This is a genomic window from Arthrobacter sp. ISL-69, from assembly GCF_018613775.1.
In the GTDB taxonomy this organism is placed as follows: domain Bacteria; phylum Actinomycetota; class Actinomycetes; order Actinomycetales; family Micrococcaceae; genus Arthrobacter.
In genome coordinates this window covers 38,046-61,848 of record NZ_JAGGPO010000030.1, presented here as the reverse complement: position 1 = coordinate 61,848, position 23,803 = coordinate 38,046, and the positions used below count along the sequence as shown (strand labels likewise).

The following is a 23,803-nucleotide window of genomic DNA, read 5'->3' as shown; positions in this document are numbered from 1 at the left end:
GCCCCGCCGGAGCAAACACAGGTGCCGGCGCGCACCTCTCCGACGCCGGCGCGGCGATCGGCGACGCCCCGCACCAAGTCAAGGCCAAGACCCAGGGCAACCCGCTGGCCGCCGGGCTGATCGCGTTCGGCGCCGGCATGTTGTTGTCGTCACTGATCCCCGCGAGTGAGAAGGAACGCGAAGCCGCCGAGGCGCTCAAAGTAAAGGCCGAGCCGCTCACCACTGAGCTGACCGAAGCCGCCAAGGACATCGCCGACGGCCTGAAGGCACCCGCGCAGGAAGCCATGGAAAACGTCAAGGCCACAGCCGCGGAAGCCACCGACCACGTCAAGGCCGAAGGCCAGACCGCCGTCGACGACGTGAAGTACCGCGCCGCGGATGCCAAGGACAACGTCCAGCAGGCGTAACTACACCGATACGCGTCAGGCCTGCCCCGCCGTTCAGCGGGGCAGGCCTGACCGGTAGATGTGAGGAATTTCCCATGGCTAAGAACCCCGCCAACGCAGCGAACGCCAACGCCGACGCTGAAACCGATGAAAGCAGCACGGCAAAGGCACGGACGGCACCGGCCGCGGACGATTCCCGCAAACCGGACAGCCCCACCGACGTCTCCAGGCCCTCCTGGAAGTACATCGCCAAGAAAACTCTCCGGGAATTCACCAAGGACCAGTGCGGAGACCTGGCCGCCGCCCTGACCTATTACGGTGTCCTGTCCATGTTCCCGGCGCTCCTTGCCCTTGTTTCGCTGCTCGGCATCTTCGGCCAGGCGGAGAAGACCACCGCGGCAATGCTGGAGATCGTCCAGGGCATTGCTCCCGGTGCCGCGCTGGACGTCATCAAGCAGCCCATCCAGGAGCTGGCCAGTTCATCCACCGCCGGCTTCACCCTGATTCTCGGCATTCTGACCGCACTCTGGTCCGCCTCCGGCTACGTCGGAGCATTCGGCCGGGCGATGAACCGCATTTACGAAGTGGACGAAGGCCGCCCCTTCATCAAGCTCCGGGGCGCCATGCTGGCAGTCACCCTCACCACCGTGATCATTGTGGCGCTTACGGCGGCCATGCTGGTGCTCAGCGGCCCCGTCGCCGAGGCAGTCGGAAACGCGATCGGCCTGGGCGGGGTCTTCCTGACTACCTGGAACATCCTCAAATGGCCGGTGGTGGTGCTGCTGGTCATCGCGGTCATCGCCATCCTTTACTACGCCACACCCAACGTGAAGCAGCCCAAATTCCGTTGGATGAGCCTTGGCTCGTTCATAGCCCTGATGATCTTCGTGCTCGCTTCCCTGGGCTTCGGTTTCTACGTGGCCAATTTCGGTAGCTACAACAAGACCTACGGCGCGATCGGCGGCGTCATCGTGATGCTGCTGTGGCTCTGGATCCTGAACATGTCCCTGCTCTTCGGCGCCGAGTTCGACGCCGAGATGGAGCGCGGCCGCCAACTCCAGGCCGGCATCGAGGCCGAGGAGACCATCCAGCTGCCGCCGCGCGACACCAAGCAGAGCGACAAATTGCAGGTCCGGGAGGAAGAGGACATCCGGCGGGGCCGCGACCTGCGCGAACGCCACGACCGCGAGCGCGGGGACCAGGAAGACCGGGAACAGGACCACCGGAAACCGGACCGAAGGGGCTGAAGCCGGGACCAAAGCCCCTAGCGCAAACTGCCGGCCCGGTCTCTACTGAGTGGACATTGCCCCGGCACCGCCTAGGAGGGGAGGTTCCATGCCGGCTACAGCAGGAAATCCGGACGGCCCCATCGCGGTGGGCTACGACGGGTCCGAGCCGTCCGAGCTTGCAGTCCGCTGGGCCACCGGGTATGCCGCCGCCACGAACCGGAAAGTGAAAGTCATCCACGCGTGGGTGTGGCCTGTCTTCACCAAGAATCTGGGCCCCGTCAGAGGGATTTCGGGCAGTGGCCTGCGCCATGCTGCCGAGGCCACCTTGGCGGAAGGCCTGGACCTTGCCCGGTCGGTTTCGGCCGAACTCGGCGCCGAGCTGGACATCGACGGCGTCATCGAGCCGGGTCTTCCCAGCCAGGTTCTCCGGCCGGCAGCAGAAGGAGCGAGCGTCCTCGCCATCGGCCACCGCGGCATGGGCAGGCTACTGGGCCAGCTCGTCGGTTCGGTCTGCCTGGACCTGGCCGTCCACGCGCCTTGCCCGCTGATGGTGGTCCGCTACCCTGGCCGTCCCGGCCAGCCGATAGCTGCCGGAATCGACGAAAAACCCCGGAACCAGGCCGTGGTGGCGGAGGCGGCCCGCATGGCAGCGGTGTTGAACGTACCACTGCAGCTGATCCATGTGGCCGGGGAGCACGGCCACGCAGCGCACGGGCGCCACGCACCGCTGCACGGCAAGGAGCTGCTGGACCAGGCAGTGGAACAGGCCCGGGGACTCGCTCCCGACGTACCGGTGGAGGGCATCTTGTTGGAGAGGCACCCGGTCTCAAAGGAACTCCTGGCCGCCGCCGCCCAGGCTGAAGCCCTGGTGCTGGGAGCGCATCACCGGGAGGGCCACCCGGGGAGCACGGTGTCGTCAGCGTTGGAGCGGGCACTTTGCAATGTGCTGATCACGCGGTGACGCGCGTTCAGGGATAACGGCTTGCTTCCCGGGCCACCAGACAGCCAGGGAAGCAGAACAGGAAGTGTGCAGTGCGTGCGTGGTGGGTTGGCAAACCGGGTCCCGTGGCCGGGCATCCTTTGGTGTTCGGCGAACGCCCCGATCCCAGCCCCGGGCCAGGCGAGGTCTTGCTTTCCGTGCACGTGTGCGGAGTGTGCCGCACGGACCTCCACCTGGCCGAAGGCGACCTCCCGCCCCGCCTGCCGGGGATTATTCCCGGCCATGAGGTAGTGGGGGAAGTGGCGGCGCTCGGCGACGGCGCCGCGAGGTTCCGGATCGGGGAACGCGTGGGGGTGGCCTGGCTGGGCGGCACCTGCGGCCGCTGCCGCTTCTGCCAACGCTCGGAGGAGAACCTCTGCCTGTCCCCCATTTTCACAGGGTGGGACCGGGACGGCGGCTACGCGGACCGTGTGACGGTCAATGAGGACTACGCCTACCGGATACCGGAAGCTTTTTCGGACGAGCAGGCCGCGCCGCTGCTCTGCGCGGGCATCATCGGCTACCGGGCGTTGAACCGGGCCGAGGTTCCGGACGGCGGCCGCCTCGGCATCTACGGCTTCGGCGGCTCGGCGCACCTGGCCGCCCAGGTGGCCATCCACCGCGGAGCCAGTGTGTACGTCATGACCCGGTCGAAGGAAGCCCGCCGCCTGGCCCTGGAGCTCGGGGCAGTTTTCGCCGGAGACACCGACGACGAACCACCCGTGCCGCTCGACTCGGCCATCCTGTTCGCGCCGGGAGGCTGGCTGGTGCCGCAGGCGCTCCGCGCCCTGGACCGCGGGGGCACGCTGGCCGTCGCAGGAATCCACCTGAGCGACATTCCGCCGCTGCACTACGGGTCCGAGCTGTTCCAGGAACGCCAGCTGCGCAGCGTCAGCGCAAATACCAGGACCGACGGCGAAGAGTTCCTCCGTGTCGCAGCGGAAATTCCGCTCCGCCCCACCACCGTGCCCTACCGGATGGAGGCGGCAGGCCAGGCCCTCCAGGACCTCGCGGAGGACCGCATCACCGGGGCCGCGGTTTTGCACGTTTCCTGAGGGCCTGCAGGTGTCACGCGGACAGCGGCCGGCTATCCCGCTAGCAAGCCGTCCAGGGTGATGAAGCCGTAGCCAGCCTGGCGCATCCGGTCGATCATTTGCGGGAGGGCGTCCGCGTCTAGGGTTGAGCCGTCATCCGGGTTGGACCCGATGTGCATCAGGACGATTTCACCGGGTTGCAGGGCGGAGAGCGCCCGGTCAGCCGCCTGCTGAGCTGTGACGCCCCCGCTGGTTCCTTTCCAGCCGAGCGTGTCCACGGACCAGCGCACCGGAACATAGCCCAGATTGTTTACGGCGGCGATGGTGCGGGCGTCGCGGGCACCGAACGGGAACCGGAAAAGCGGCCGGGGATCCGCCCCCGCGGCCTGGATTGCCTGCTCTGCCCCGAGGAGCTGGTCCCCGATCCCGGAATCGGACAGGCCGGTGAAGCTCGGGTGGGTCTGGGAGTGGTTGCCCACCCGATGGCCGCCCGCCACGATAGCAGCCACCCCGGCAGGGTTCGCCGTGGCCCATGACCCCGTCAGGAAGAACGTCCCGCGGATCCCTGCGCCGGCCAGTGTGTCCAGGATGGCGGGAAGGCCCGCAGCGTTGCCGCCGGCGTCGAACGTCAGCGCAACCGACCGGCCGGCACCGGGAACCACTTCCACGTCAGTGCCGGCCAGGCCGGCAGGGAACGGGGCGGCCGGCGGAGGGGGCTGCGGCGCCGGCAACGTAGCCGGCGGCGGCGTGGGGCCCGGTGCCACGGGAACCGGGGCGGACGTCGGCGCAGGCGACGGCGACTCACCGGACAGGGTGGCGGAGGACAGGGTGGCGGAGGGCAGGGTGGCGGAGGGCGACGTGTCGGACGGAGTCGGCCCGGATAGCGGGGCGCCCTCTTGCGGACCCCCGGCCAGGATCACGGCAAGGACCACCGCGGCGACGGCGGCGGTCACCGCGAGTACCACCGCTGCGAGCCGGCGGCGCTTGCGCTGATCAACGGACGGCTCCCGTGCCATGATCAACCATGACAGCAGCGGCCCGGCTGCAGCTAGGGCTTAAAGGCCCACTCGAAGTTGGTCCGCGAGATTGTTCATTGTTCCGGACCACCGGCGCTAGGCGGGCGGCCGGAGCCCGGCTGCGGCGGGAAGTTCCCTTCCGAGTGCCCGGAGGTAGGCGGCGAACCCCTGCGGTGCGCGGGCATGCGTGCGCCCGGACGTCAGAACCCGGATCGTGTCGGTTGCCACCACGTTGAAGGCGGGCCGGCGCAGCCTTTCCACCAGGGCACGGTCCTCGTGGACGTGCAGCCTGGGAAATCCGCCGGCGGCGAGGTAGCAGGACGCCCGGACGCCGAAGTTGGCGCCGTAGATGTGCGGGTGGTCCTCCAGGAAGGGGTGCCGCTCCAGCCAGCGGCGAAGAAGCACCGGATCCATGCCGACAGGATCGGGTTCCACGGATCCCAGAATGGCGTCTGCCCCGGCATCGGCCAGTTCCACCTGGCGCAGCAGCCAGTTCTCCGGCACCGCGGAATCGGCGTCGGTATTGGCCAGCCAGATGCGGCTTGCCTCGGGATCTGCGGGGGCCAGCGCGGCCTTGGCCCCCGCCGCGCGGCTCGCCCCGGTGCTGCGCAGCCGGACGTCAACGGCCGCAAAGCGCGCGTCGGAAAGGACGTACGCTGCAGTGATCTCCGCGGAACGGTCCGTGCAGCTGTCCAGCACCACAGTGACGGTGACCTGCACGCCGGAATGTTCCCGCTGCAACGCGTCGGCGGCGGCCCGCAGCGAGGCCAGGGCCCGGCCGATGTGCTGGTCCTCGTTGTGGGCCGGCATCACCACCGCCACCCGGCTGATGCCCTGCCCGACAGGTGGCCGTGGTGATGCCTGCGGGTAGTCCTGCACGGGCCCGGTCATCCCAGCGGTCTTCCTGAGCGGTGGCCGGGATCTCCGGCCACGGCCGGGCCCTTCTCCGGGGCCACGAACGTTTCCAGGACGAAGTCCTTCTCGCAGTAAAAGCCCTTGGTGGGCCAGCGGAGCTGCCGGCGTGCCATGGCGTGGACCGCGTCGCCATCGAGCTCCCAGCCTGCGACCGGGTGCCGCCAGTGGCAGAGGACCAGCGTTCCTCCGGGGTTCGTCGAGGCTTCCACCCGGGTGAACAGTTCGGCCAGTTCGCCGGGCGCCAGGTAATAGCCAACCTCCGATACTGCCACCAGGTCGAACGTGCCCACGGGCCACTGCTGCGGAACGGTGAGGTGGAGGGTCTGCGCGGACGCATGGCCGGACAGCCGTTCCGCGGCCCGGACCAGGGCAGCGCTGCTCGCGTCAACCGCCACGAACTCCCTGCAGCGGGCAGCGAGCTCCACGCTGAGCGTCCCGATGGAACAGCCGATTTCCAGCCCGGCACCGTATTCGGCCTCGGGCAGGATGGCGAGGGTGAGCGCCCGTTTGCGCCGTTCATACCAGCTGCTGGTGTAGCTCCACGGATCGGCGCTCGCGCCATGCACGGCGTCAAAGATCCGTTCGGCGTCACCGGCGCTGTTGGTTCCGCCCGCGGGTCCGTGCCAGGCGAACGTTTCCCAGGGCCGGGAAAAGTGTTCCAGGAAAGCCCCGGAAAGGAGCGCCTCGTCGCCGGGCTGCCGGGACAGCGGTTGTGTCTGGGAGGCGTGGGCGCGCATGGCAGCTGCCTTGGCCCGCTGCTCGTCCGGCGTCAGCGGGACCCGGACCCATGACTGCCAGGCCTTGTCCGCAGGGGACGCCCACAGCCAGTACCAGACGGGGTATTCCAGCAGTCCGTGGCCATCTTCCGCCGCCACGTCCGCGGCCACCGAACCCAGGGCGTCGTGGTCCGCGTGGCCGTCGGCGCGGTAGGGCGCCACGATGGCCACCTGATTCGCCGGGCGCCCTGAAGCTGCAATCGCCTCCCGCACGGCCGCGGCGATCCGGTGACGGTCGGCGGCAAGTTGCCCGTCCGCGAGGTGCAGGAACCGCCAGGAAGCAGGCGGTACCAATTCGGACACGGCCGCCCCGAACTCACCGAGCCTGACGGCGGCAAGCTGTTCCGGCGTCGTCGTCCGAGACTCCGGGTGCGACGCCTCCCCCGCAGTACACAGCAGGACGTCCACTGCCGCACCCGCAGCGTGCAGCCGGGACAGGAATCCGCCGGCGCCCAGGGTTTCATCGTCCGGATGCGCCGCCAGCACAATGAAGGTCATGGCCGCGAGTTCGCCCGCATCGAGGGGAAGCTCCGGGAGGACGGCCAGCCCGCTGGCCTCCCACTCAGACTCGGCCGTGCCGGCATCCGCGTGCGAGAAGGTCACCATGACCGGTCCCCTTTCAGTGTCAAGGCGCCCAGCTGGGCGTCGTCCCGCATCGCGTGGTGCTGGCGGATGTAGAGCGACAGGTCGGCCATGCGTTTTCCGTACGCTTCGTTGAAGGCCAGGGGGCCCGGCCCCAGATTCTGCGCCACCAGGGCCTGGACGCGTTCGACGGCGGCGGAAACTGTCCCGCGGACGCGCAGGGCTTCGCTCCACGCGCCGGAGCCGGACAATCCGCCGGAGTCGATCCGCTCAGCCGTCCGCGCGAGGTAGCCGGAAAGGGACGTGATGATCCTGTCAGTTTCGCCCAGATGGGCCAGCGCGATCTGGTCCGGTTCCCGCCCCTTGTCCGCGGCGGCCGCCAGCGCGGAGCTGAAGTCACGTGCCACGGCCACGGCCCCGCCGAACCAGCAGGCCGCAACGCCCATGCCACCCCAGGTGAAACCGGGACGCTGGAAGTACCACCCCGTTCCGCCTACCGGAATGGCGCTGACCCCGTCAAAGTGCACCGTGCCGCTGGGGATTTCGCGCAGGCCCCGGCTGGTCCACTGCGGGGTATCGCAGGAAACCCCCGGGGCGTTCAGGCTGACGGCGAAGGCAGCCCTGCCGCCTGACTCCGTTCCCGGTGTTGTTCCCGCCGTGGGTCCCGCGCTACCGCCGCCTCCGCGGGCAACATGCGCGGTCACGACGGCGCCATCCAGTTGGGCAGCGAGCGAGCACCACGGCTTGGAACCGTTCAGGAAGTACGCCCCGGCGCCGTCCACCACTGCCTCGAGCCGCATCCCGGGGCCCTCGGCGGCAAACACACCCCAGGCTGCGTCCGCAGCGTCAGGTACCAGGGCACTGGCCTGGGACAGAATGGCCACGGCGTCAAGGTGCGGTTCGAGCACCCGGCCTGCCGCCACGTCCACGGCGGTCACCGATGCCAGCAGTTCCCACAGCCGGGCGGTGCTGCCCTCGCCCGGCCGGGGCGCTGTCCGCCCGAGGTCCCGCGCCAGGGCCAGCAGCGCTGGGACATCCCCTACGGCTTCGCGCACTGAACCAAGCAACGGTGCCATGGCGCCGAGTTGGTCCGGCGTGGAACTGATCCGCACAGCCTGCCGTCCCGCCGGAATTTCGCTCCGGCCCGTTAGGCCGCCGTCCCGGCCAGGCCTGCCGGAATCATGCCTGTCGGATTCCATCCCGCTTGCCGTTGCGGTTTCAGTCTTCGTCCGGAGCCGTGACTGAAACCGCCGGAGTCATGGTTTCGGCGTTCACCATCCAGGCCAACTGCTCCAGGCGGGCAATACCGGCGTGAAGGAGGTCGGCGCTGGTGGGATCTTCCTCGTCGACCTCGTCGTGGACGTCGCGCATGGTCTTCACGGTGCGCTCCAGCCGTGCCGTAATCAGCTTGACGGCGTCCTTGGTGGACGTGAGTCCCCCGGGGAACTGTTCGAGCCGGGTGTCCGAGGACACCGTGGTGCTGCGGCCGTCGGGTAGTGCGTGCAGGGCGCGCATCCGCTCGGCCGTCTCGTCCGCAAACAGGCGGACGCTGGTGACGATTTCGTCGAGCTGGAGGTGGAGGTCGCGGAAGTTGGTTCCCACGATGTTCCAGTGCGCCTGTTTGCCCTGGACGTGAAGTTCGATCAGGTCCGTAAGGACCATCTGGAGATTGGTGGCAAGGGTCGGTGAAGCCTTCATTTCTTCCTCCACTGCAGGCGAAGCGGGACGGGTCCGTCCGGCATTAGCTTATTCTAAGCATACTTACCATCTGGAGGAGTCCGCTTCTCCCGGGGCGGAAACTGCCGGCGCCCCTCCGTGACTTCAGCGCACCATGGCCAGCGCGAAGCCGTCCCAGCCCTTTGACCCCACGGTCTGCATGACCGTCCCGTCAAGGCGCGGATCCTCCCCCATCATTTCCAGGGCGCTGATGATTCCCGGCGCGTTGATCTCGTCCATGGACGGATCGAGCAGCGCGCCCTCCCACACCACGTTGTCCATCACGATGGCGGTGCCCGGCCGTCCCAGCCTCACGGCCCAGTCGAGGTACTGCGGGTTGTTTTCCTTGTCCGCATCAATGAACACAAAATCGAAGGGTCCGCGGCCGTCATCCAGAAGCTGTGGGAGCGTGTCCAGCGCGGCTCCCACGCGGATGTCCACTTTGTGCCCGACGCCCGCAGCGTCAACGTTCGCGCGTGCCACCAGGGCATGTTTGGGGAGGTATTCGCACGTGACCAGCTCGCCGTCGTCGGGCAGTCCCTGCGCCATCCAGATGGTGCTGAAGCCGGCCAGCGTGCCGATCTCCAGGACCCGCCGGGCGCCTGACAGCTGCACGAGCAGCTTGAGCAGCTTCCCGGCGTTGGGCGCCACTTCGATGGGCGGCATCCCGGCCTCGAGAGCGGACGCTACCGCCCGCTTGAGCGGGCTGCCGGGGCGGACCACGACGTCGGACAGGAACTCTTCGACGGCCACCCACTGGGGTTCTGGCTTGTGCTCAATCATGGGGCCCAGTCTGGCAGTTGCCGCTCCTCCGTGGGAAGCCTCACGGGAAATCCCCTCGCCCGGCAGCGCGGGAGCAGTAACTGGCTGTACTAGCCTGGGACGTTGGTGATGGCGTTTTCCAGCCGCTCCACTTTGCCGGTGAGTTCACCGGAATACCCCGGGCGGATGTCGGCCTTGATGACCAGCGAGACGCGGCTGCCGAAGCGGCCCACGGCTTCAGTTGCCTGTTTGACGACGGCGAACACCTCGTCCCACTCACCCTCGATGGTGGTGAACATGGAATCCGTGTGGTTGGGCAGTCCGGAGTCCCGGACGATTTTGACGGCGGCAGCGACGGCGTCGTGAACGGAAGCGTCAGCGGACGCACCGCTGGCCGGGGCGGCCGAACCCCCAGCCGGGTGGGCGGGCTGACCGGACGGCGCAACTGAGAATGCGAGCAACATGGACCCAGTCTGCCACAGCGGAATTGGTCGATACATACGTCACATACGAGTACATTCGCCGCTACCAATCAGTAACCCGGGCGCTCAGCCGCAGCGTTGCTAACCTTGAAAAATGAACCTCGCAGTGGAACGCAAGCCCCTCCGTGCGGATGCTGCGCGCAACGTGGACAAGATTATTACGTCCGCCCGCAAGTGCTTCCGTGAGTACGGCCCGGAAGTACCGCTGCAGACCATCGCCGTCACAGCCGGCGTTGGGCCCGCCACCCTCTTCCGGAACTTCGCGGACAAGGAGCAGCTGGTACTCGCCGCGCTCAACCGTCAGCTCCGCCTCATGGTGGACCCGGTGATCGATGACGCCCTGGCCGGACCTGACGCCGCCGCGGGACTCTTCCGCGTGATCGATGCGCTGATGGCGGCCGCCAGCGAGGATGCCAACCTGCTCGGAGCCGTGGCCGGCCGCCGCGGTCTGCTGACCGGAATCACCGGCAGCCTCTTTGAGTCCGTGGCTGTCCTGCTGGGCCGCGGCCAGGGTCAGGGAACCCTACGCACCGACATCTCCATGACCGACGTGATCCGCCTGCTGGCCATGCTGATCGGCGTGGTGGACACCATGGAACCCGGGTCGGACGCCTGGCGGCGTCCCGTGGCGCTAGTGGAGGATGCCATCCGCACCGAACGGCCGCGCCGGGCTTTGCCTCCCCAGTCGCCGCTGCCTGGGACGGCATTCGATTCAGTCGTCCTGCCCTGATTCATCCTCCGGCCGGTCCGTGTCTTCGTGCTGCCGGTCTTCGTACACCCGGCCGGCGTCTTCTGAGCCCCGGCTGTAAGGCGCCCTGCCGTCGGGTGCATTGATCTCGTCCAGCCGCTCATTCAGGGCATGGGCCAGGATGTCCCGCTGCAGGGACGGCAGCGCGATGGCACCGTGGATGTACGCCTCAACCTCAAACTGTCCTGCGATGCCGCCGATGCTGAAATACCTCAGCCACAGTTCTTCAATCCCCAACTCGGCATTCCGGAGCATCTCTTCGAACCGAAGCCGCTGCTCATCCTCGTCCTTGCCCAGGGCCAAAGCGCACCCCCGCTCACCGCGGGTGCCGGGTGGAGGACACCAGCTCGGCGGAGACGTCGCGCAGCGACTTCCTCGCACGCCGTGACTCCATCAGGAGGTCCTGCATGGCCGTGTCCTCATCCAAGCCGTGCCGGGCCATCAGGATTCCCTTGGCAACGGCGATGATTTCGCGGTGCGCGAGGGCATCACGAAGGTCCTCGCTGATGGTCCGGGCGCTCTCCCGGGCCTGCACATTGATCAGGAAAATGGTTGCCTGGGCCGCGAAAAGTTCCAGCAGGCGCACGGTGTTGTGGTCGAAACTGTTCTCTCGGCGGGCATAGAGTTTCACCGCGCCGAGGGCGGATCCTCCGGCGAGCAGCGGCGCACTAACGGAGGAGCGCAGCCCCAGCTCGGCGGCAGCACGGGCCCACTCCGGCCAGCGCTGATCGTTCACGGCGTCATTGACCAGCACCGGTTCGCCGCTGGCCCAGGCCAGGATGCACGGCCCCTGGCCAAGCTCGTACTGGCGCGCATCGGCAAGCTGGACCAACGGGTTTGATGCACTTGCCGTGCGCTTGCGTCCGTCCGCGTCGATCAGCGTGACGCCCGCTCCCGCGGCACCCGGCACGGCAACTTCCGCGGCAGCGGTAATCAGTTCGAGGGCCCTGGACACTGTCTCGTCCGTCAGCAGGAGCTCCGACGCCCGGGCAAAAATGGCCGCCAGCTCATCTGCCAGCGGAAGCTTCACCGCCATGGATGCAATGCCCGAGGCGAGATTGATGTTTGTGCGGGACTTCATGGCCTCGAGGAGGTCCTCGTTGAGGTCCCTGGACGCTCCAATCCGGACGGCGAGCCGTACGGCTTTACCGGCCCGGAAGGCGAACGCCTCGCAGATCACGATTGCCTCCTCGTCAAAGGCCCCCGATTCGGGCGCGAAGAAGCTCATCGCGGCCGTGGATCCCGGGTTCAGCACCAAAGGAACAGCCAGGATGCTAAGCCGGCGGGACCTTGTCACGGCCCGGCTGTACCGCGGCCAGAGGGTGTCGCTCCTGGTATCCGGAACGGACACGGTTTGTCCAGAGTCAAGGGCCGCCAGGGACGGGCTTTGGCCGGTGGTCTTTTGGATTTCGTCGAGAAGCCTCGTCTCGGGGCCGCTGCCTGCGGCTGTCAGGGACCGCCTGTCACGCAACAGCGTAACGGCGCACAGCATAGGGAGTCCGGTGGCCTTCCCGATGAAGCGCGCCGAGAACACCGCCAGCTCGTGAAGGAAGCCGGGCACATCGGTGTTGTCCAGGACCAGGTCCTGCAGGTGTTCGCCCAGGTACGGACCTAGCCGGACGCCCCTCATGACCACGCTCCTGGTCGGTTGGCCGCCGTCGTCGGGGCACAGGCCGGGCACCACCTTGCCGTGGCAGGACTGGATAACAGGTCCTCCCCATGGGCCGATGACGTCACTGGAACTGATTCCTTCGGTGCGGCCTGGCCCTCGCTAGTCGGCCGGCTTCTCCCTGGGCTCCGGCGCGGCGTCCCCGGCTGGAGAAGCCGCCGCTTCCGTATCTTCGCCGCGGGAGTCCTCACTGCGTGATTCATCCTTGGCGGCTGATTCCTTCAAATGGGCCTGCACGTGGGCCTCGTGCAGCTGATCCGCTTCCTGCAGGTGCTGCTGGAGCTTCTCCTCAGCGTCCCTGCGGCGGCGGGACATCTCGCGCATCTCACGGGTGGACTCGGACCCGGCCGAGGGCACATATGTCCTTGTTTGAGGGTCTTTGTTGGCAGCAGGAACTACGGGCGCTTGTTCTTCGCTCATGTTCGAATACTCCCACAGCATGTTCAACGGTACTAGGGCCTAATGGCCGTCGCCATCCTCGCCGGCTCCAGCCGCGGCGGAACGCAGCGTTGATTCCGGGTCCGCCACATATGCCCGGATCAGCTCCAGCCCAGCAGCCGCAGCCCGGCGGCCGCTCCCGCCCCGGCCAAGACCACCACAAGGAAGGGAGCCCGGAGCCACAACGCGATTCCTGCCGCGGCCAGGGCGCCCATCCGGGCGTCGAAGGCCAGCGCCTGGCCGGATGCCACCGCGTTCACGATGGTGAGCGAAGCCAGCAGGCCGATGGTCATGGTGCCCGCGATCCGGGACATCCGCGGGTTGCGGAGCAGGCTGGCCGGGACCACATAGCCCAGGAGTTTCCAGGCGTAGCCAAGGAGGCAGGCAAGCAGCAGCCACATCCAAAGGTTCATTGTGTGTCATCTCCCGAACGGGGAACACCGGGGCGGGGATGACTCGGATGGGGATCGTTGTGCGGGTGATGGTGCTCGGCATAGGGGTCCACATCGGGCTCCAGGCCTTCGTCGCTGCGGCCGTGGCTGAACCAGCCGATCGCGGCCGCCACCACCGCGGCGATCAGGATGGGAACGCCGCCGGGCACGAACGGTACGGCGAGGACGGTGGCTAGCGCGCACACCACAGCGATGGCCACCGGCTCGCGGCCTTTGAGCCGCGGCCACAGCAGGCCGAGGAAGGCAGCCACCGCAGCGCCGTCGAGCCCCCACTGCTTGGGGTCCCCCAACGCGCTGCCCGCAAGCGCCCCGACGGCAGTGAACACGTTCCAGAGCACAAAGATGCCGATCCCCGCGGTCCAGAATCCCCGCTTCTGCTCGTCAGGATCGGTCTGCCCGGTGCTCGTGGCGGTTGATTCGTCGATGGTGACATGGGCGGCGGCAAACTTTCGCCACCCGCGCGGCTGCAGCAGCCCGTTGAGCTGCATGCCGTAGATGCCGTTGCGCATGCCCAGGAGCGTGGCAGCGCCCATGGCAGCGGCCCCCGACCCGCCGCCGGCCACCACGCCGATGAACGCGAACTGCGAACCGCCGCTGAAGAGGAGCAGGCTCAGCGCCATGGTCTGCCAGAAATCCAGCCCGGACGTGACGCCGAGCGCCCCGAAGGATACCCCGTACAGCCCGGTGGCGATGCTGATGGAGAGCCCCACGCGCACGGCCGGGGACTGCAGCAGCTTCATGGCCACAGGCCGGCAACACGTCCGGCGGCAGGCCACCTCAGGGCCGGCTTCCGCAGGCTCCAGGCCCAGAGGATCAGCGGTACCTGCAGCGGGAACCGCGCCGTGTGCACCTTCCGCTGCCCGGGCGTTCCGGCCGGACCGTAGGCGCGGCGCAGGGCATCGGCATGTCCGGCAAGGAACACCGTGAACATCGCGGTGACGGCGCCCGCGGCGGTTTTGCGGGTGGCCGGAATCAGGAGTCCGACGGCGGCGCCCGCCTCAAGCAGGCCGCTGAGCGCCACCCATTCATCGCGGGTCATAACGGCGAACGGGCCGTTGGGCCGGTCGCCGGAGTCCTCGCGGCACAGGAAATCGGGAACCACCTGGTGGAAGAACGCGGGGTCGCGGAAGTGCTTCATGGCACTCGTCAGCAGGAGTGCGCTCATGGCAGCCGCTGAGAGGGTCTGGGTGGCCCGGCCGGACCAGGTGAATGGCATGGATCCATGCAACCACAGCCGCGCATGCCTCGGTAACCGCTGGTTCAGCTGACGGGGTGGCTGCTTTCCGAGAGCCGGGCCAGCACCTGTGCCGGCCGGTTGGTGGTGATCTCGTGGATCCCCAGCTCCTGGCACAGCTGCACGTCCTGTTCCGAGTCCACGGTCCACACCCTGAACCTGCGGCCGGATTCCAGCCATCGGCGGACGGCGCGGGCGTGCCGGCGGACATAGTCGATGCCCGGTCCGGCCAGCCTGACTTCGCAGTCGTTCAGGATCCGCTCGCCTTCCACCTGTGCCGCCCGCATGACGTTCGCTACGGCCCCGCCTGTGATGAGGCCCAGGCCCAGTTCCTCGCGGACTTCGTCCACGGTGATGTCGTCCACCAGCTGGCAGATGAACTCGGCGGGAACGGTCGCGAGCAGGTGCTTCACGGAGTCCGGGCTGAAGCTCATGAAGGAGACACTGACGTTGTCCACCTTGGACGTCTGCGGATCCCAGCCCTCGGAGGCCAGCACCTCGAGCACCCGGTCCTCCAGCGCCAGCAGGTAGGGGCTGGGATGCTTGAATTCAATGGCGAGCCCGATTTCCCGGCCCGCCGCCCGGAGGATGTCCAGCAGATCCGGCAGCGTCAGCAGCTGATCGAACTTCCCGCCGTACTCGAGCGGAATCCGGGCGCCCTTCCACGAGGAAAAATCCAGCAGCCGCAGTTCATCGAGGGTCCGGTCGGCCACGGGGCCGGTGCCGTCCGAGGTGCGGTCCAGGTTCGCGTCATGCAGCAGGACAACGTGCTGGTCCCGGCTGAGGTGGACGTCGCATTCCACCCCGTCCGCACCCTCCGCAATGGCCTGGAGGTAAGCGGCCCGGGTGTGCTCCGCGAAGGCGGCACTGGAACCGCGGTGGGCGTAGACCAGCGGCCGGGTTGAAGCGGACTCGTCGGTAGTCATGGTGACACGTTAGCGGAGACCAGCCACGGATGCGGGGCTAGGCTGGGCACATGCAGGTGAACAGTGAACAAACCACCCGTCCCGCTGCAACGCGCCCGGCGCATGCGGGCCGACCCGCTACCGGTGCCGCCGTCGTCGATCCCGGGCTGGGCGGTGACGCCGAAAAAGCCGCTGCGCTGCGCAAGATGAAGCTGCTGGCGCTGGGACTGCTGATCGTGATGGCAGTGATTTTCGTCTTTGCCTTCGCCCTGCAGAAGCAGTACCCGTGGCTGGAGTACGTGCGGGCGGCCGCGGAGGGCGGCATGGTGGGCGCCCTGGCGGACTGGTTCGCCGTGACGGCCCTGTTCAAATACCCCATGGGCATCAAGATCCCGCACACGGCCATCATCCCGCGCCGCAAGGACCAGATCGGCGCGTCGCTGGGCGAGTTCGTGGAGACCAACTTCCTGTCCGAGCAGGTGGTCCAGGAAAAGCTCGCCTCCGTGGACATCGCCCGGAAGGTGGGCGCCTGGCTGTCCGGTCCGGGCGGCCCCGAGCGCGTGGCCAAGGAGGGTGCCGCCGTGATCCGCGGCGCGTTCAAGGTATTGAACGACGACGACGTCCAGGCAGTGATTGAGAGCATGGTCCGCAAGCACCTGCTCGCTCCGCCGTGGGGGCCGCCGGTGGGCAGGCTCGCCGAGCGGATCTTCGCCGACGGTCACCACCACACGCTGGTGGACCTTCTGGTGGACAGGACGGTCGACTGGGTCAGGGACAACCACGAGACCGTCAGCAGGCTGGTTTCGGACCGGTCCCCGCAGTGGGTCCCGCAGTTCGTGGACGGGCTGGTGGGAGACAAGGTCTACGTGGAGATCCTCAAATTCACCAAGGCGGTCCAGGCCGATCCGCAGCACCAGGTCCGGCAGTCCATCGACACGTACCTGACCGAACTGGCACAGGACCTCCAGCACGACCCCGTGATGATCGCCCGGGCAGAAGGCATCAAGGCCCAGGTGCTGGGCGACCCCGAGGTGCGCGAGCTGGCATCCCGCACGTGGGGCACCATCAAGGCTGCGCTGCTCGGCGCCGTCGACGATCCGCACAGCGAACTGACCGTCAAGTTCAAGGCGGCCGTGCATGACTTCGGCACCCGGCTCGTAGTGGACCCCGAACTGGCAGGCAAGGTCAACGCGTGGATCGGCGACGCCGCCGGCTACCTCGTGAAGACCTACCGCTCGGACATCGCCGGCGTCATCACCGAGACCGTGGCCCGCTGGGATGCCGAGGAGACCTCACGGAAGATTGAGCTCCAGGTGGGCAAGGACCTGCAGTTCATCCGAATCAACGGCACGGTGGTGGGCGCCCTGGCCGGCCTGGCGATTTTCGCGGTGGCTCACCTGGCTTTCGGCTAGGCGAAGGGTTCCAGCTCCACGCCGGCTGCTTCCAGCGCCTTCCGGACGGCCGTTGCCGTCTCGACGGAGCCGGGGGTGCCGCCCTGCAGGCACAGCGAGTGGGGCTGGATCCTGATCACGGAGCCGTCCACGGCCTCCACTTCGCCATGGATGGCAAGCCGGACCGCGCGTTCGGCCACCTCCCTGGCGTCCTGCAGCAGCGCACCGTCCTCGGAACGCGGCACCAGTGTTCCGTCCGGCAGGTAGGCGCGGTCCGCGAAGGCCTCGTGGAACACGGGGTGGCCGGCCTCCGCAGCGAAGGACAGGAGCGCGGACCCCTGCTGGCCCAGGATGGGCAGCCCGGGATCGTACGCCTGGATGGCGGCGATGACGGCGGAGGCCTGTTCGGCGTCATACACCGTGCGGTCGTAGAGGGCGCCGTGGGCCTTCACGAAGTCCACGGATGCCCCGACGGCGTGCGCCACGCCGTCGAGCGCGCCGAGCTGGTACAGCACCGCCCCGAAGAGGTCGTCGAAGGTCATGTCAATGGACCGGAGGCCAAAGCCTGCAAGATCCGGGTACCCGACGTGGGCACCCACGCGGACGTCCAGTTCAAAGGCCGCCCGGCAGGTGTCCAGCATGGTGACGGGGTCCCCGGCGTGCAGGCCGCAGGCCACACTGGCGCTGGTGATAAGCGGGAACATGGCGGCGTCGTCCCCCATGGTCCAGGAGCCGAAGGACTCCCCCAGGTCAGCGTTCAGATCCAAGGAATCCGCCTTTCAAGGTTGAGCCCCCACCGGGGGTGTTTGTGCCGGCGGGGTCCGCGGCGGAGTCAATTGCGGCCGGCACGCCGGCACTGCTGCCGGGCGTGTTGCCCTGCGTCGGGTTGCCGGGGGTCAGTTCGCCGGGAATCGTGTCCGGCATGGGGCCAAAGGCCTCCTTGGCGCTGGCGACGACGGCGCGTCCCATCACGCGGTTGCCCACGCCGCCCACCACGGCTCCGACGCCGAACGGCAGCGCCCGGCCCAGCAGCGCCGTCCCCTGCCGCTGCAGCAGGCTGCGGAGGAATGCCCGCTGGATGCGGTCCCGCACCGAGCCGAAGCCGGGGAATGACGTCTTGCGGGCGAACGCGGAACCCCAGGCGTCCGTGGGGCCCTTGCCCCTGCCGGCGGCCTGGCCGCTGAGGCTTCCGAGGAGGGCAGTCCCTTCCTCGCCCAGCATGATGGCCATGACCAGCGTGCTGGCCTTCTCGGGATCAACCATGCGGATGCCGTGCAACTCGGCCAGGGACGTGGCGTACAGTGCGGTGGCTTCGAGGAAACCGATGGTGGCTGCCGCGGAAAGGCCCAACGCAGCAACCGTGCCCACGCCCGGAATGACGGCCGTGCCGCCCACGAGGGCGCCGCCGCCGGTCACGGCGAACAGGTAGTCGCGTTCCAGCTTGTCCGCCAGTTGCGCGGCCGTGGCTCGCGGGTGCCTGCGCTGGAGCCGCCGGAGGTTGGCCAGCACCAGCGGGCGCTGGACTTCAACGGCCCGCAGCAGCATGCTGTGCAGTCCTGGCTTTGGCTTGCCTTGGGAGTCGAACACCGCCTTGTGGGCGGTTTTTTGTGCAATCTTCATTGCCGGGTTCTTCCGCATGGCCATCGTCACCTTTCCTGGAACGGGAACAGCCGCCGGTGCCATCAGGGATGGCAACCGTGGTTACTCCGTGCGGGGACAGCTCGTGGCTGCCGCTCACCCTTAACACTAGGCCACGCCGCTACATCAGCCAGGATTCGGCCACGGCAATATACGCGGACGACGACGGCCCCCGGGGTCCCGGGTACACCGCCGGTGAGCCGGGCCATTCCACCCCGAACTCCGACAGCCGCCCGGCGCTGCACGGAAGGTATACGTTGCTCAGGGCAGCGCTGCTTTCACCGAGCTGGAAATCCGGCGCCGAGAACTGGCGGCGGTCCAGGACGCCGCTGATCTCCAGCTCCGCCTTCCGCCCCACAGCCCGGAAGCCGCGGCCGATGTCCAGTTCGACGTCGAACTCGTCCTGGGTGTGGGTGATTTCAGTCAGCGGGAAGCGGGCGGCTTCCGGAAAATAACGGGTCAGTTCACTGGCCAGGTTCTCGGCGAAGTAGCCGTTGGTGCCGTAGCTCCGCCAGCCTTGGCGTGTGGCGATCAGCAGGGCGTTTCCGCTGCCCCACTTGGACCACTCGGCCATCCAGAAGGAGGCGAAGCAGCTGGCGGGCTCGCCGGGGACGTGGACACCGTCGCGGTTTACCGGATGCAGCGCCAGTCCCGGGTTATTGCCGATGAATGCCATGCTGCGGCGCCACGTGCCGGCCGGACTGTTCCCCATGGGCAGAGCCTAGCCCGGCGGCGGCCGACCGTAGCGGCGGCGCGGCCGGGCGGAGCAGGCCTAGACTTAGCCCTATGCCCGCCCCCAGAGCCCTCCGGCCCTTTGTGCACCGTGAGTACCGCGTGCTGATCGCGGCGCTGGCCGTTTCGATTTTCGGTTCCGGAATGTGGGCCGTTGCCATGGTCTACCAGGTCATCCACCTCGGCGGCGGCCCGCTGGAGCTGTCCCTCGTGGCCACCGCGGGCAGCGTGGGGCTGGTGGCATTCGTGCTGGCCGGCGGGATCGCCGCGGACCGCGTGCCCCAAAGGCTCCTGATCATCGCCGTCGAAGGCACCAACCTCGCCGTGATCGCCGGCATCAGCGGGCTGGCCCTGGCGGGCTGGCTGCAGCTGTGGCACCTGGTGATCGGCGCTTTCGTGCTGGGCGTGGGGGCGGCTTTCTTCTTCCCGGCATACTCGGCCATCCTGCCCAGGATTCTGCCGCGGGAGGACCTGCTGGCGGCCAACGGCATGGAGGGGACCATGAGGCCCATCCTGCAACAGGCAGCCGGTCCCGCCGTCGCCGGTATCCTGGTGGCCGCGCTGTCCCCCTCGCACGCCGTCACGGGTGTGGCGGCATGCCACCTGCTCGCCTTCATCATCCTCAATTTCCTCGGCCAGCACGCCCTGGACGCTCCCGGCGCCGACGGCGGGCCCGCCCCGGAACGGGCCAAGACATCCTTCTTCCACGACCTCCGCGAAGGTGTCAGCTACACCGTCCGCACGCCGTGGCTGCTGTGGACACTGCTTTGGGCCTGCATCTCGGTGCTGTTCCTGATCGGGCCCATCGAGGTGCTGCTGCCGTTCGTCGTCCGCGACCAACTGGGCGGCGATTCCCGCATGTTCGGTTTCCTGCTGGCTGTGATGGGCGTGGGCGGGGCGGGCGCTTCCCTGGCCACGGCGTCCTTCCCGCTGCCACGCCGCTACCTCACGGTGATGATGGTCTCGTGGGGTGCCGGCAGCCTGCCGCTCGCCGCCATCGGGATCATGGACAGCTTCTGGATGGTTGCGGCGGCGCTGTTTATCTTCGGTGCCACCGGTGGCACCGGAATGGTCATCTGGGGGACGCTCCTCCAGCGCCGCGTCCCCCCGCACTTGCTGGGCCGCGTCTCCAGCCTGGACTTCTTCGTGTCCCTGGCCCTGATGCCCATCTCGATGGCCCTGGCCGGACCCGCCGCGGCAGTGGTGCCCACGTGGGTGATCTTCCTGGTGGCTGGCGGCGTGTGCCCCATCATGGCGGTTGTGGCCATGATCGTTGCCCGGATGCCGTCCGACGAGCTCTCGCATCCGCTGGACAGCAGTTCAGAAAATCCGGCGCCCGTGGACAGCCCTTAGGCGGGCTGTCCACGGTCCGGCCACGGGATTGCTCCGGCCGCTTTTAGCTCTGGCCCGCGTACGTGTGGGCGCGGACGATCGGGATGGACGACGTCGGAGGGCCGCTCGGGAAAACGGTGGGCTCCGGGGCGCCGACAGGGGCCAGCGGCACCCGGGCAACGTCGCTGCCCACGGTGAGAACATCGCCGCGGACGTTGACGTCCAGGGGTTCGCCCTCCCGGATGCTGAGGCCGATGGACCCCTGGTCCAGCTCAACGAACAGCAGGCGTCCCTGCACCTTGAGGTGGAAGGAGAGCCCCTCCCATTCGACAGGCAGCCTCGGGTCGAAGTACGGAACGTCGCCCTGGTCGCGAAGGCCCGCAAAGCCGCTGACCAGCGAACTCCAGACGCCGCCGGTGGAGGCGATGTGCACGCCGTCGATGGTGTTGCCGTGGGTGTCGTCGAGGTCGATGAAGAGCGCGTGGGTGAAGTGGTCCAGCGCGGCCTTCCCGTAGCCCACCTCGGCGGCCATGATTCCCTGGACGCAGGCGGACAGGGTGGAGTCGCCGGTGGTGATCGGATCGTAGAAGTCGAACGCCCGCCGCTTCTCCTCGGCCGTGAAGTCCTGCCACTGCAGGAACATCGCCAGCACGGTATCTGCCTGCTTCAGCACCTGGTGCCGGTAGATCACCAGCGGGTGGTAGTTCAGCAGCAGCGGGTACTTGGACCGGGGCGTAGTCCAGTCCCACGGCTCCAGCGTCATGAAGTCGTTGTCCTGCGAATACACCTCGAGGTCTTCGTCGTAGGGCAGCTGCATCCGGTTGGCGGCCTGCTCCCAGAGCTCGCGTTCGGCGTCGTCGATCCCCGGGTGGTCAAGCGCCGCGGCGGCGCGCAGGTTGAACCGGGCCATGACGTTTGTGTAGAGGTTGTCGTTGACCACAGCCGTGTACTCGTCCGGGCCGGTTACGCCGTGAATGTGAAAGAGCCCGTCCTTGCCGAAGAAGCCGAGGGAGACCCACATCCGGGCGGTTTCGATCAGCAGCTCCGAGCCCATGCCGTGATTGAAGTCCGCGTCGCCGCTGGCCCACATGTACCTGTTGGTGGCGAAAGCGACGGCGGCGGCGATGTGGAACTGCGCGGTGCCGGCGGCGTAGTAGGCGCTGGCTTCGAGCCCGTTGATGGTGCGCCACGGGAACAGCGCGCCGTCCACGCTGAGTTCCTTGGCGCGCACCTTGGCGTCCGGCAGCATCTCGTGCCGGAACTCCAGCACCTGGCGCGCGTTGTCCGGGTTGGTGTAGGTCAGGTACGGCATCAGGTACACCTCCTGGTCCCAGAAGTAGTGCCCGTCGTAGCCGGAGCCGCTGACACCCTTGGCCGGGATGCCGGCAACGTCCGCGCGGGCGGTGGCCTGGGCCAGCTGGAAAAGGTTCCACCGGATGGCCTGCTGCAGCTCGGGCTGGCCTCCCACCACGATGTCCGTGGTGGCCCAGTAGTCCCGGTAGTACGTCTCGCTCTCGGCGAAGATGGCGCTGACGGGCTGCAGGGCGCTCTCGGCTGCTTCGGACGGATCCTGCGCCGAGCCGCCGTCTACCACTCCCTCGCGGAAGGCCCGCGCCACGGCGTAACTGGCGCTCTTCTCCAGGCGGAAGGGCCGGTCCTCGCTCACGGCCAGCACGTACCGGACGCTGCTGTCATCCTGGTCCACCAGGGTCTCGAAAGGCTGCACTTCGGCCGACGTCCAGTGGTCCACGGCCAGGCCAACACGCTGACGCGACTCCGCTGCTTCCCAGGACAGGCGCAGCGAGCCGTCGCCGCCGTCGAGCCGTACCGGCAGCAGGACGCGCCCGGCGTGCCGTCCGGCGCGCCGCGGATCGTGCGTGGAGTGGTCCTCCACCGGCTGGTCCTGGCGGTTGATCACCGAGGATGTCACATCCGCGTACACGTCCCGGTCGGGCGCCACTTCGAGGGTGACGCCCATGGTGCCGCGGGACTGGTAGCCCACGGCCCGGCGCTCCGTGGTGGTCACGGTGGCGCCGGAACGGCACTCCCAGGTGATCCGGCATTCGTAGATCCCGGTGGCGAAGTCCACGGACCGGCGGTAGTCCAGCACCGTTGATTCGCTGAGGCTCAGCGTCTCGCCGTCGATGATCACCGTGAAGTTGTTGACGTCCGGAATGTAGAGGATCCGCTGGCCCGTGCGGGCGAAACCGAAGGCATTCTCTGCGTGCTTAATGTCCCAGGTTTCGTGGAAGCCATTGATGAAGCTGCCGGGAAGGTCTGCGTCCGCGGCGGCCCAGTGGGCGCCGCGGATGCCGAGATGGCCGTTGCCCAGGCTGAAGAGCGTCTCCAGGGTTCCGGCATTTCCGGGCAAGTGGACGGTCTCCACGAGCTGCCAGGGGTCGTTCGGGAAACGGGCGCGGTCAGAGGTGATGAGTGCCATGGCTGTTGGGGTTCCTTTTGGCGTTGTGCAGGTTCGGGGGTGGGGGCTGGCCGGGTTAGAGGAGTTCGTTCAGGTCGTCGACCACGAGTGTGGCGCCGGCGTCCAGCAGCGTCTGGCGGCCGGCTCCCCTGTCCACGCCGATCACCGAGTGGAAGCTCCCGGCGCTTCCGGCCTGGACGCCGGACACGGCGTCCTCCACCACGACGCACTCGTCGCTGGGCAGGTCCAGCAGTTGCGCGGCGTACTCGTAGGTCGCGGGGCTGGGCTTGCCGGGCAGGCCTGCGGCCGCTGCCACGACGCCGTCCACCACCACCGGGAAGTGGTCCGCCAGTCCCGCTGCCAGCAGTACCGCCGGGGCGTTCCGTGAGGAGGAGACGACGGCGACCTTGAGCCCCAGCGCCTCCGCGGCTGCCAGGAAGCGCACCGAGCCTTCGTACGGTGCCACGCCGCCGGATTCGACGATGTCGTTGAAGACCTTGTTCTTGCGGTTGCCGAGGCCATGGACCGTGTCGTTGGCCGGGTCGTCATCCGCGGGGCCCTCGGGCAGCACAATGCTGCGCGACGCGAGGAAGTCCCGGACGCCGTCGAACCGGGGCTTGCCGTCGATGTGGTCGAAGTAGTCGCTTTCGCGGTAGCCGTCCGCTCCGGGAACAGCCTGCAGGTAGCCGTCGAAAAGCTCCTGCCAGGCGCGCTCGTGGACAATCGCCGTGGGGGTGAGCACGCCGTCGAGGTCGAAGAGGATGGCGGAAGCGCCGGTCCAGCCGCGGCTGCTGCCGTTGCTGGCGGCGCTGTTGCCGGCAGTACTGGTGCCTGCGGCGGTGCTTTTGGAGAGCTCAGTCATGCGGTACTCGGTGTCCTTTCAGACGGCGTGCAGGGGACGTGCGTGGATACTGCAGGGTTTGTTACGGAGCGGACCGTCCGGCGACGGCCGGAGGGCGGAGTCGGGC

At 68.1% G+C, this 23,803-nt stretch carries 25 protein-coding genes and 1 pseudogene; 7 read left to right on the top strand and 19 right to left on the bottom strand.

Going from position 1 to position 23,803, the window contains the following annotated elements; all coding sequences use genetic code 11:
• The 4 genes and pseudogenes from J7I79_RS19895 to J7I79_RS19880 form a co-directional block, all read left to right on the top strand.
• Positions 1-407 (top strand): annotated as a pseudogene (locus J7I79_RS19895) (hypothetical protein); the annotation flags it as partial.
• 74 nt (positions 408-481) lie between these two features.
• Positions 482-1,633 carry a YihY/virulence factor BrkB family protein gene (locus tag J7I79_RS19890; RefSeq protein WP_214956234.1) on the top strand — a complete coding sequence of 384 codons (1,152 nt, stop codon included), beginning with the start codon at positions 482-484 and terminating at the stop codon, positions 1,631-1,633.
• An 88-nt stretch (positions 1,634-1,721) separates the two neighbouring features.
• Complete coding sequence (locus tag J7I79_RS19885) at positions 1,722-2,576, top strand: universal stress protein (protein ID WP_214956232.1); 855 nt, start codon at positions 1,722-1,724, stop codon at positions 2,574-2,576.
• Between the two features lie 71 nt (positions 2,577-2,647).
• Positions 2,648-3,649, top strand: a complete 1,002-nt coding sequence (locus J7I79_RS19880; protein WP_214956230.1) for a zinc-dependent alcohol dehydrogenase family protein — start codon at positions 2,648-2,650, stop codon at positions 3,647-3,649.
• Positions 3,650-3,681: 32 nt separating this feature from the next.
• On the opposite strand, the gene J7I79_RS19875 is transcribed toward J7I79_RS19880, so the two are convergent.
• From J7I79_RS19875 to J7I79_RS19845, 7 genes are all read right to left on the bottom strand, one after another.
• A complete protein-coding gene (locus J7I79_RS19875; protein WP_214956228.1) occupies positions 3,682-4,644 on the bottom strand; it encodes a polysaccharide deacetylase family protein in 963 nt (320 codons plus the stop codon).
• A gap of 96 nt (positions 4,645-4,740) precedes the next feature.
• A complete protein-coding gene (locus J7I79_RS19870; RefSeq protein ID WP_214956226.1) occupies positions 4,741-5,535 on the bottom strand; it encodes a glycosyltransferase in 795 nt (264 codons plus the stop codon).
• Positions 5,532-6,941 carry a bifunctional PIG-L family deacetylase/class I SAM-dependent methyltransferase gene (locus tag J7I79_RS19865; protein ID WP_214956224.1) on the bottom strand — a complete coding sequence of 470 codons (1,410 nt, stop codon included), beginning with the start codon at positions 6,939-6,941 and terminating at the stop codon, positions 5,532-5,534. The genes J7I79_RS19870 and J7I79_RS19865 overlap by 4 nt, the downstream gene beginning before the upstream one ends.
• Positions 6,935-7,993 carry a hypothetical protein gene (locus tag J7I79_RS19860; RefSeq protein WP_214956222.1) on the bottom strand — a complete coding sequence of 353 codons (1,059 nt, stop codon included), beginning with the start codon at positions 7,991-7,993 and terminating at the stop codon, positions 6,935-6,937. Before J7I79_RS19860 ends, J7I79_RS19865 begins: the two co-directional genes overlap by 7 nt.
• Positions 7,994-8,135: 142 nt before the next feature.
• On the bottom strand, positions 8,136-8,615 hold the full coding sequence (locus J7I79_RS19855; protein ID WP_214956220.1) for a Dps family protein: 480 nt from the start codon (positions 8,613-8,615) through the stop codon (positions 8,136-8,138).
• A 123-nt stretch (positions 8,616-8,738) separates the two neighbouring features.
• Positions 8,739-9,416 (bottom strand): O-methyltransferase, encoded by a 678-nt coding sequence (locus J7I79_RS19850; RefSeq protein ID WP_214956218.1) that lies wholly within the window; start codon positions 9,414-9,416, stop codon positions 8,739-8,741.
• Between the two features lie 89 nt (positions 9,417-9,505).
• Entirely contained in the window at positions 9,506-9,859 is a 354-nt protein-coding gene (locus J7I79_RS19845) for a thiamine-binding protein (RefSeq protein WP_214956216.1), read from the bottom strand.
• Positions 9,860-9,971: 112 nt separating this feature from the next.
• On the opposite strand from J7I79_RS19845, the gene J7I79_RS19840 reads away from it, so the two are divergent.
• The gene (locus J7I79_RS19840) at positions 9,972-10,607 is read left to right on the top strand and encodes a TetR/AcrR family transcriptional regulator (RefSeq protein WP_214956214.1); all 636 of its coding nucleotides are present in this window, start codon (positions 9,972-9,974) and stop codon (positions 10,605-10,607) included.
• Here the strand turns inward: J7I79_RS19840 and J7I79_RS19835 are convergent.
• The 7 genes from J7I79_RS19835 to J7I79_RS19805 all read right to left on the bottom strand — a co-directional run bounded on the left by J7I79_RS19835 (position 10,590) and on the right by J7I79_RS19805 (position 15,344).
• Entirely contained in the window at positions 10,590-10,928 is a 339-nt protein-coding gene (locus J7I79_RS19835) for a hypothetical protein (RefSeq protein WP_104173783.1), read from the bottom strand. The two genes, J7I79_RS19840 and J7I79_RS19835, sit on opposite strands and share 18 nt — an antisense overlap.
• A gap of 13 nt (positions 10,929-10,941) precedes the next feature.
• Positions 10,942-12,255: a GAF and ANTAR domain-containing protein gene (locus J7I79_RS19830; RefSeq protein WP_214956213.1), complete on the bottom strand. Its 1,314-nt coding sequence runs from the start codon at positions 12,253-12,255 to the stop codon at positions 10,942-10,944.
• 141 nt (positions 12,256-12,396) lie between these two features.
• Positions 12,397-12,714: a hypothetical protein gene (locus J7I79_RS19825; protein WP_214956238.1), complete on the bottom strand. Its 318-nt coding sequence runs from the start codon at positions 12,712-12,714 to the stop codon at positions 12,397-12,399.
• Positions 12,715-12,833: 119 nt separating this feature from the next.
• Positions 12,834-13,145: an AzlD domain-containing protein gene (locus J7I79_RS19820; protein WP_214956211.1), complete on the bottom strand. Its 312-nt coding sequence runs from the start codon at positions 13,143-13,145 to the stop codon at positions 12,834-12,836.
• Entirely contained in the window at positions 13,142-13,924 is a 783-nt protein-coding gene (locus tag J7I79_RS19815) for an AzlC family ABC transporter permease (RefSeq protein WP_214956210.1), read from the bottom strand. The genes J7I79_RS19820 and J7I79_RS19815 overlap by 4 nt, the downstream gene beginning before the upstream one ends.
• On the bottom strand, positions 13,921-14,400 hold the full coding sequence (locus J7I79_RS19810; RefSeq protein ID WP_214956208.1) for a hypothetical protein: 480 nt from the start codon (positions 14,398-14,400) through the stop codon (positions 13,921-13,923). Before J7I79_RS19810 ends, J7I79_RS19815 begins: the two co-directional genes overlap by 4 nt.
• 44 nt (positions 14,401-14,444) lie before the next feature.
• Positions 14,445-15,344 carry a glycerophosphodiester phosphodiesterase family protein gene (locus tag J7I79_RS19805; protein WP_214956206.1) on the bottom strand — a complete coding sequence of 300 codons (900 nt, stop codon included), beginning with the start codon at positions 15,342-15,344 and terminating at the stop codon, positions 14,445-14,447.
• A gap of 50 nt (positions 15,345-15,394) precedes the next feature.
• Here J7I79_RS19805 and J7I79_RS19800 point away from each other — a divergent pair, with 50 nt between their 5' ends.
• Positions 15,395-16,735: a DUF445 domain-containing protein gene (locus J7I79_RS19800; protein WP_214956204.1), complete on the top strand. Its 1,341-nt coding sequence runs from the start codon at positions 15,395-15,397 to the stop codon at positions 16,733-16,735.
• Here J7I79_RS19800 and J7I79_RS19795 read toward each other — a convergent pair.
• From J7I79_RS19795 to J7I79_RS19785, 3 genes are all read right to left on the bottom strand, one after another.
• Positions 16,732-17,481, bottom strand: a complete 750-nt coding sequence (locus J7I79_RS19795) for a LamB/YcsF family protein (RefSeq protein ID WP_214956197.1) — start codon at positions 17,479-17,481, stop codon at positions 16,732-16,734. The two genes, J7I79_RS19800 and J7I79_RS19795, sit on opposite strands and share 4 nt — an antisense overlap.
• Entirely contained in the window at positions 17,465-18,358 is an 894-nt protein-coding gene (locus tag J7I79_RS19790) for a hypothetical protein (RefSeq protein WP_251043052.1), read from the bottom strand. The genes J7I79_RS19795 and J7I79_RS19790 overlap by 17 nt, the downstream gene beginning before the upstream one ends.
• Positions 18,359-18,473: 115 nt before the next feature.
• Positions 18,474-19,064: a hypothetical protein gene (locus J7I79_RS19785; RefSeq protein WP_214956193.1), complete on the bottom strand. Its 591-nt coding sequence runs from the start codon at positions 19,062-19,064 to the stop codon at positions 18,474-18,476.
• 74 nt (positions 19,065-19,138) lie between these two features.
• On the opposite strand from J7I79_RS19785, the gene J7I79_RS19780 reads away from it, so the two are divergent.
• Positions 19,139-20,437, top strand: a complete 1,299-nt coding sequence (locus tag J7I79_RS19780; protein WP_214956192.1) for an MFS transporter — start codon at positions 19,139-19,141, stop codon at positions 20,435-20,437.
• 43 nt (positions 20,438-20,480) lie between these two features.
• On the opposite strand, the gene J7I79_RS19775 is transcribed toward J7I79_RS19780, so the two are convergent.
• Together J7I79_RS19775 and J7I79_RS19770 are read right to left on the bottom strand one after the other, a co-directional pair.
• On the bottom strand, positions 20,481-22,856 hold the full coding sequence (locus tag J7I79_RS19775; protein WP_214956190.1) for a glycoside hydrolase family 65 protein: 2,376 nt from the start codon (positions 22,854-22,856) through the stop codon (positions 20,481-20,483).
• Positions 22,857-22,911: 55 nt separating this feature from the next.
• Positions 22,912-23,697, bottom strand: a complete 786-nt coding sequence (locus J7I79_RS19770; protein WP_251043051.1) for an HAD family phosphatase — start codon at positions 23,695-23,697, stop codon at positions 22,912-22,914.
• Positions 23,698-23,803: the final 106 nt, after the last annotated feature.

Excerpts from the sequence above, each read along its gene's own strand:
- J7I79_RS19890 (WP_214956234.1), top strand. The coding sequence starts at position 482 with ATGGCTAAGAACCCCGCCAACGCAGCGAACGCCAACGCCGACGCTGAA.
- J7I79_RS19775 (WP_214956190.1), bottom strand. The coding sequence starts at position 22,856 with ATGGCACTCATCACCTCTGACCGCGCCCGTTTCCCGAACGACCCCTGG.
- J7I79_RS19875 (WP_214956228.1), bottom strand. The coding sequence starts at position 4,644 with ATGGCACGGGAGCCGTCCGTTGATCAGCGCAAGCGCCGCCGGCTCGCA.
- J7I79_RS19815 (WP_214956210.1), bottom strand. The coding sequence starts at position 13,924 with ATGAAGCTGCTGCAGTCCCCGGCCGTGCGCGTGGGGCTCTCCATCAGC.
- J7I79_RS19785 (WP_214956193.1), bottom strand. The coding sequence starts at position 19,064 with ATGGGGAACAGTCCGGCCGGCACGTGGCGCCGCAGCATGGCATTCATC.
- J7I79_RS19800 (WP_214956204.1), top strand. The coding sequence starts at position 15,395 with ATGCAGGTGAACAGTGAACAAACCACCCGTCCCGCTGCAACGCGCCCG.
- J7I79_RS19885 (WP_214956232.1), top strand. The coding sequence starts at position 1,722 with ATGCCGGCTACAGCAGGAAATCCGGACGGCCCCATCGCGGTGGGCTAC.
- J7I79_RS19850 (WP_214956218.1), bottom strand. The coding sequence starts at position 9,416 with ATGATTGAGCACAAGCCAGAACCCCAGTGGGTGGCCGTCGAAGAGTTC.
- J7I79_RS19840 (WP_214956214.1), top strand. The coding sequence starts at position 9,972 with ATGAACCTCGCAGTGGAACGCAAGCCCCTCCGTGCGGATGCTGCGCGC.
- J7I79_RS19780 (WP_214956192.1), top strand. The coding sequence starts at position 19,139 with ATGCCCGCCCCCAGAGCCCTCCGGCCCTTTGTGCACCGTGAGTACCGC.
- J7I79_RS19770 (WP_251043051.1), bottom strand. The coding sequence starts at position 23,697 with ATGACTGAGCTCTCCAAAAGCACCGCCGCAGGCACCAGTACTGCCGGC.
- J7I79_RS19820 (WP_214956211.1), bottom strand. The coding sequence starts at position 13,145 with ATGAACCTTTGGATGTGGCTGCTGCTTGCCTGCCTCCTTGGCTACGCC.
- J7I79_RS19845 (WP_214956216.1), bottom strand. The coding sequence starts at position 9,859 with ATGTTGCTCGCATTCTCAGTTGCGCCGTCCGGTCAGCCCGCCCACCCG.
- J7I79_RS19805 (WP_214956206.1), bottom strand. The coding sequence starts at position 15,344 with ATGACTACCGACGAGTCCGCTTCAACCCGGCCGCTGGTCTACGCCCAC.
- J7I79_RS19855 (WP_214956220.1), bottom strand. The coding sequence starts at position 8,615 with ATGAAGGCTTCACCGACCCTTGCCACCAATCTCCAGATGGTCCTTACG.
- J7I79_RS19790 (WP_251043052.1), bottom strand. The coding sequence starts at position 18,358 with ATGGCCATGCGGAAGAACCCGGCAATGAAGATTGCACAAAAAACCGCC.
- J7I79_RS19825 (WP_214956238.1), bottom strand. The coding sequence starts at position 12,714 with ATGAGCGAAGAACAAGCGCCCGTAGTTCCTGCTGCCAACAAAGACCCT.
- J7I79_RS19830 (WP_214956213.1), bottom strand. The coding sequence starts at position 12,255 with ATGAGGGGCGTCCGGCTAGGTCCGTACCTGGGCGAACACCTGCAGGAC.
- J7I79_RS19860 (WP_214956222.1), bottom strand. The coding sequence starts at position 7,993 with ATGGCACCGTTGCTTGGTTCAGTGCGCGAAGCCGTAGGGGATGTCCCA.
- J7I79_RS19810 (WP_214956208.1), bottom strand. The coding sequence starts at position 14,400 with ATGCCATTCACCTGGTCCGGCCGGGCCACCCAGACCCTCTCAGCGGCT.
- J7I79_RS19870 (WP_214956226.1), bottom strand. The coding sequence starts at position 5,535 with ATGACCGGGCCCGTGCAGGACTACCCGCAGGCATCACCACGGCCACCT.
- J7I79_RS19865 (WP_214956224.1), bottom strand. The coding sequence starts at position 6,941 with ATGGTGACCTTCTCGCACGCGGATGCCGGCACGGCCGAGTCTGAGTGG.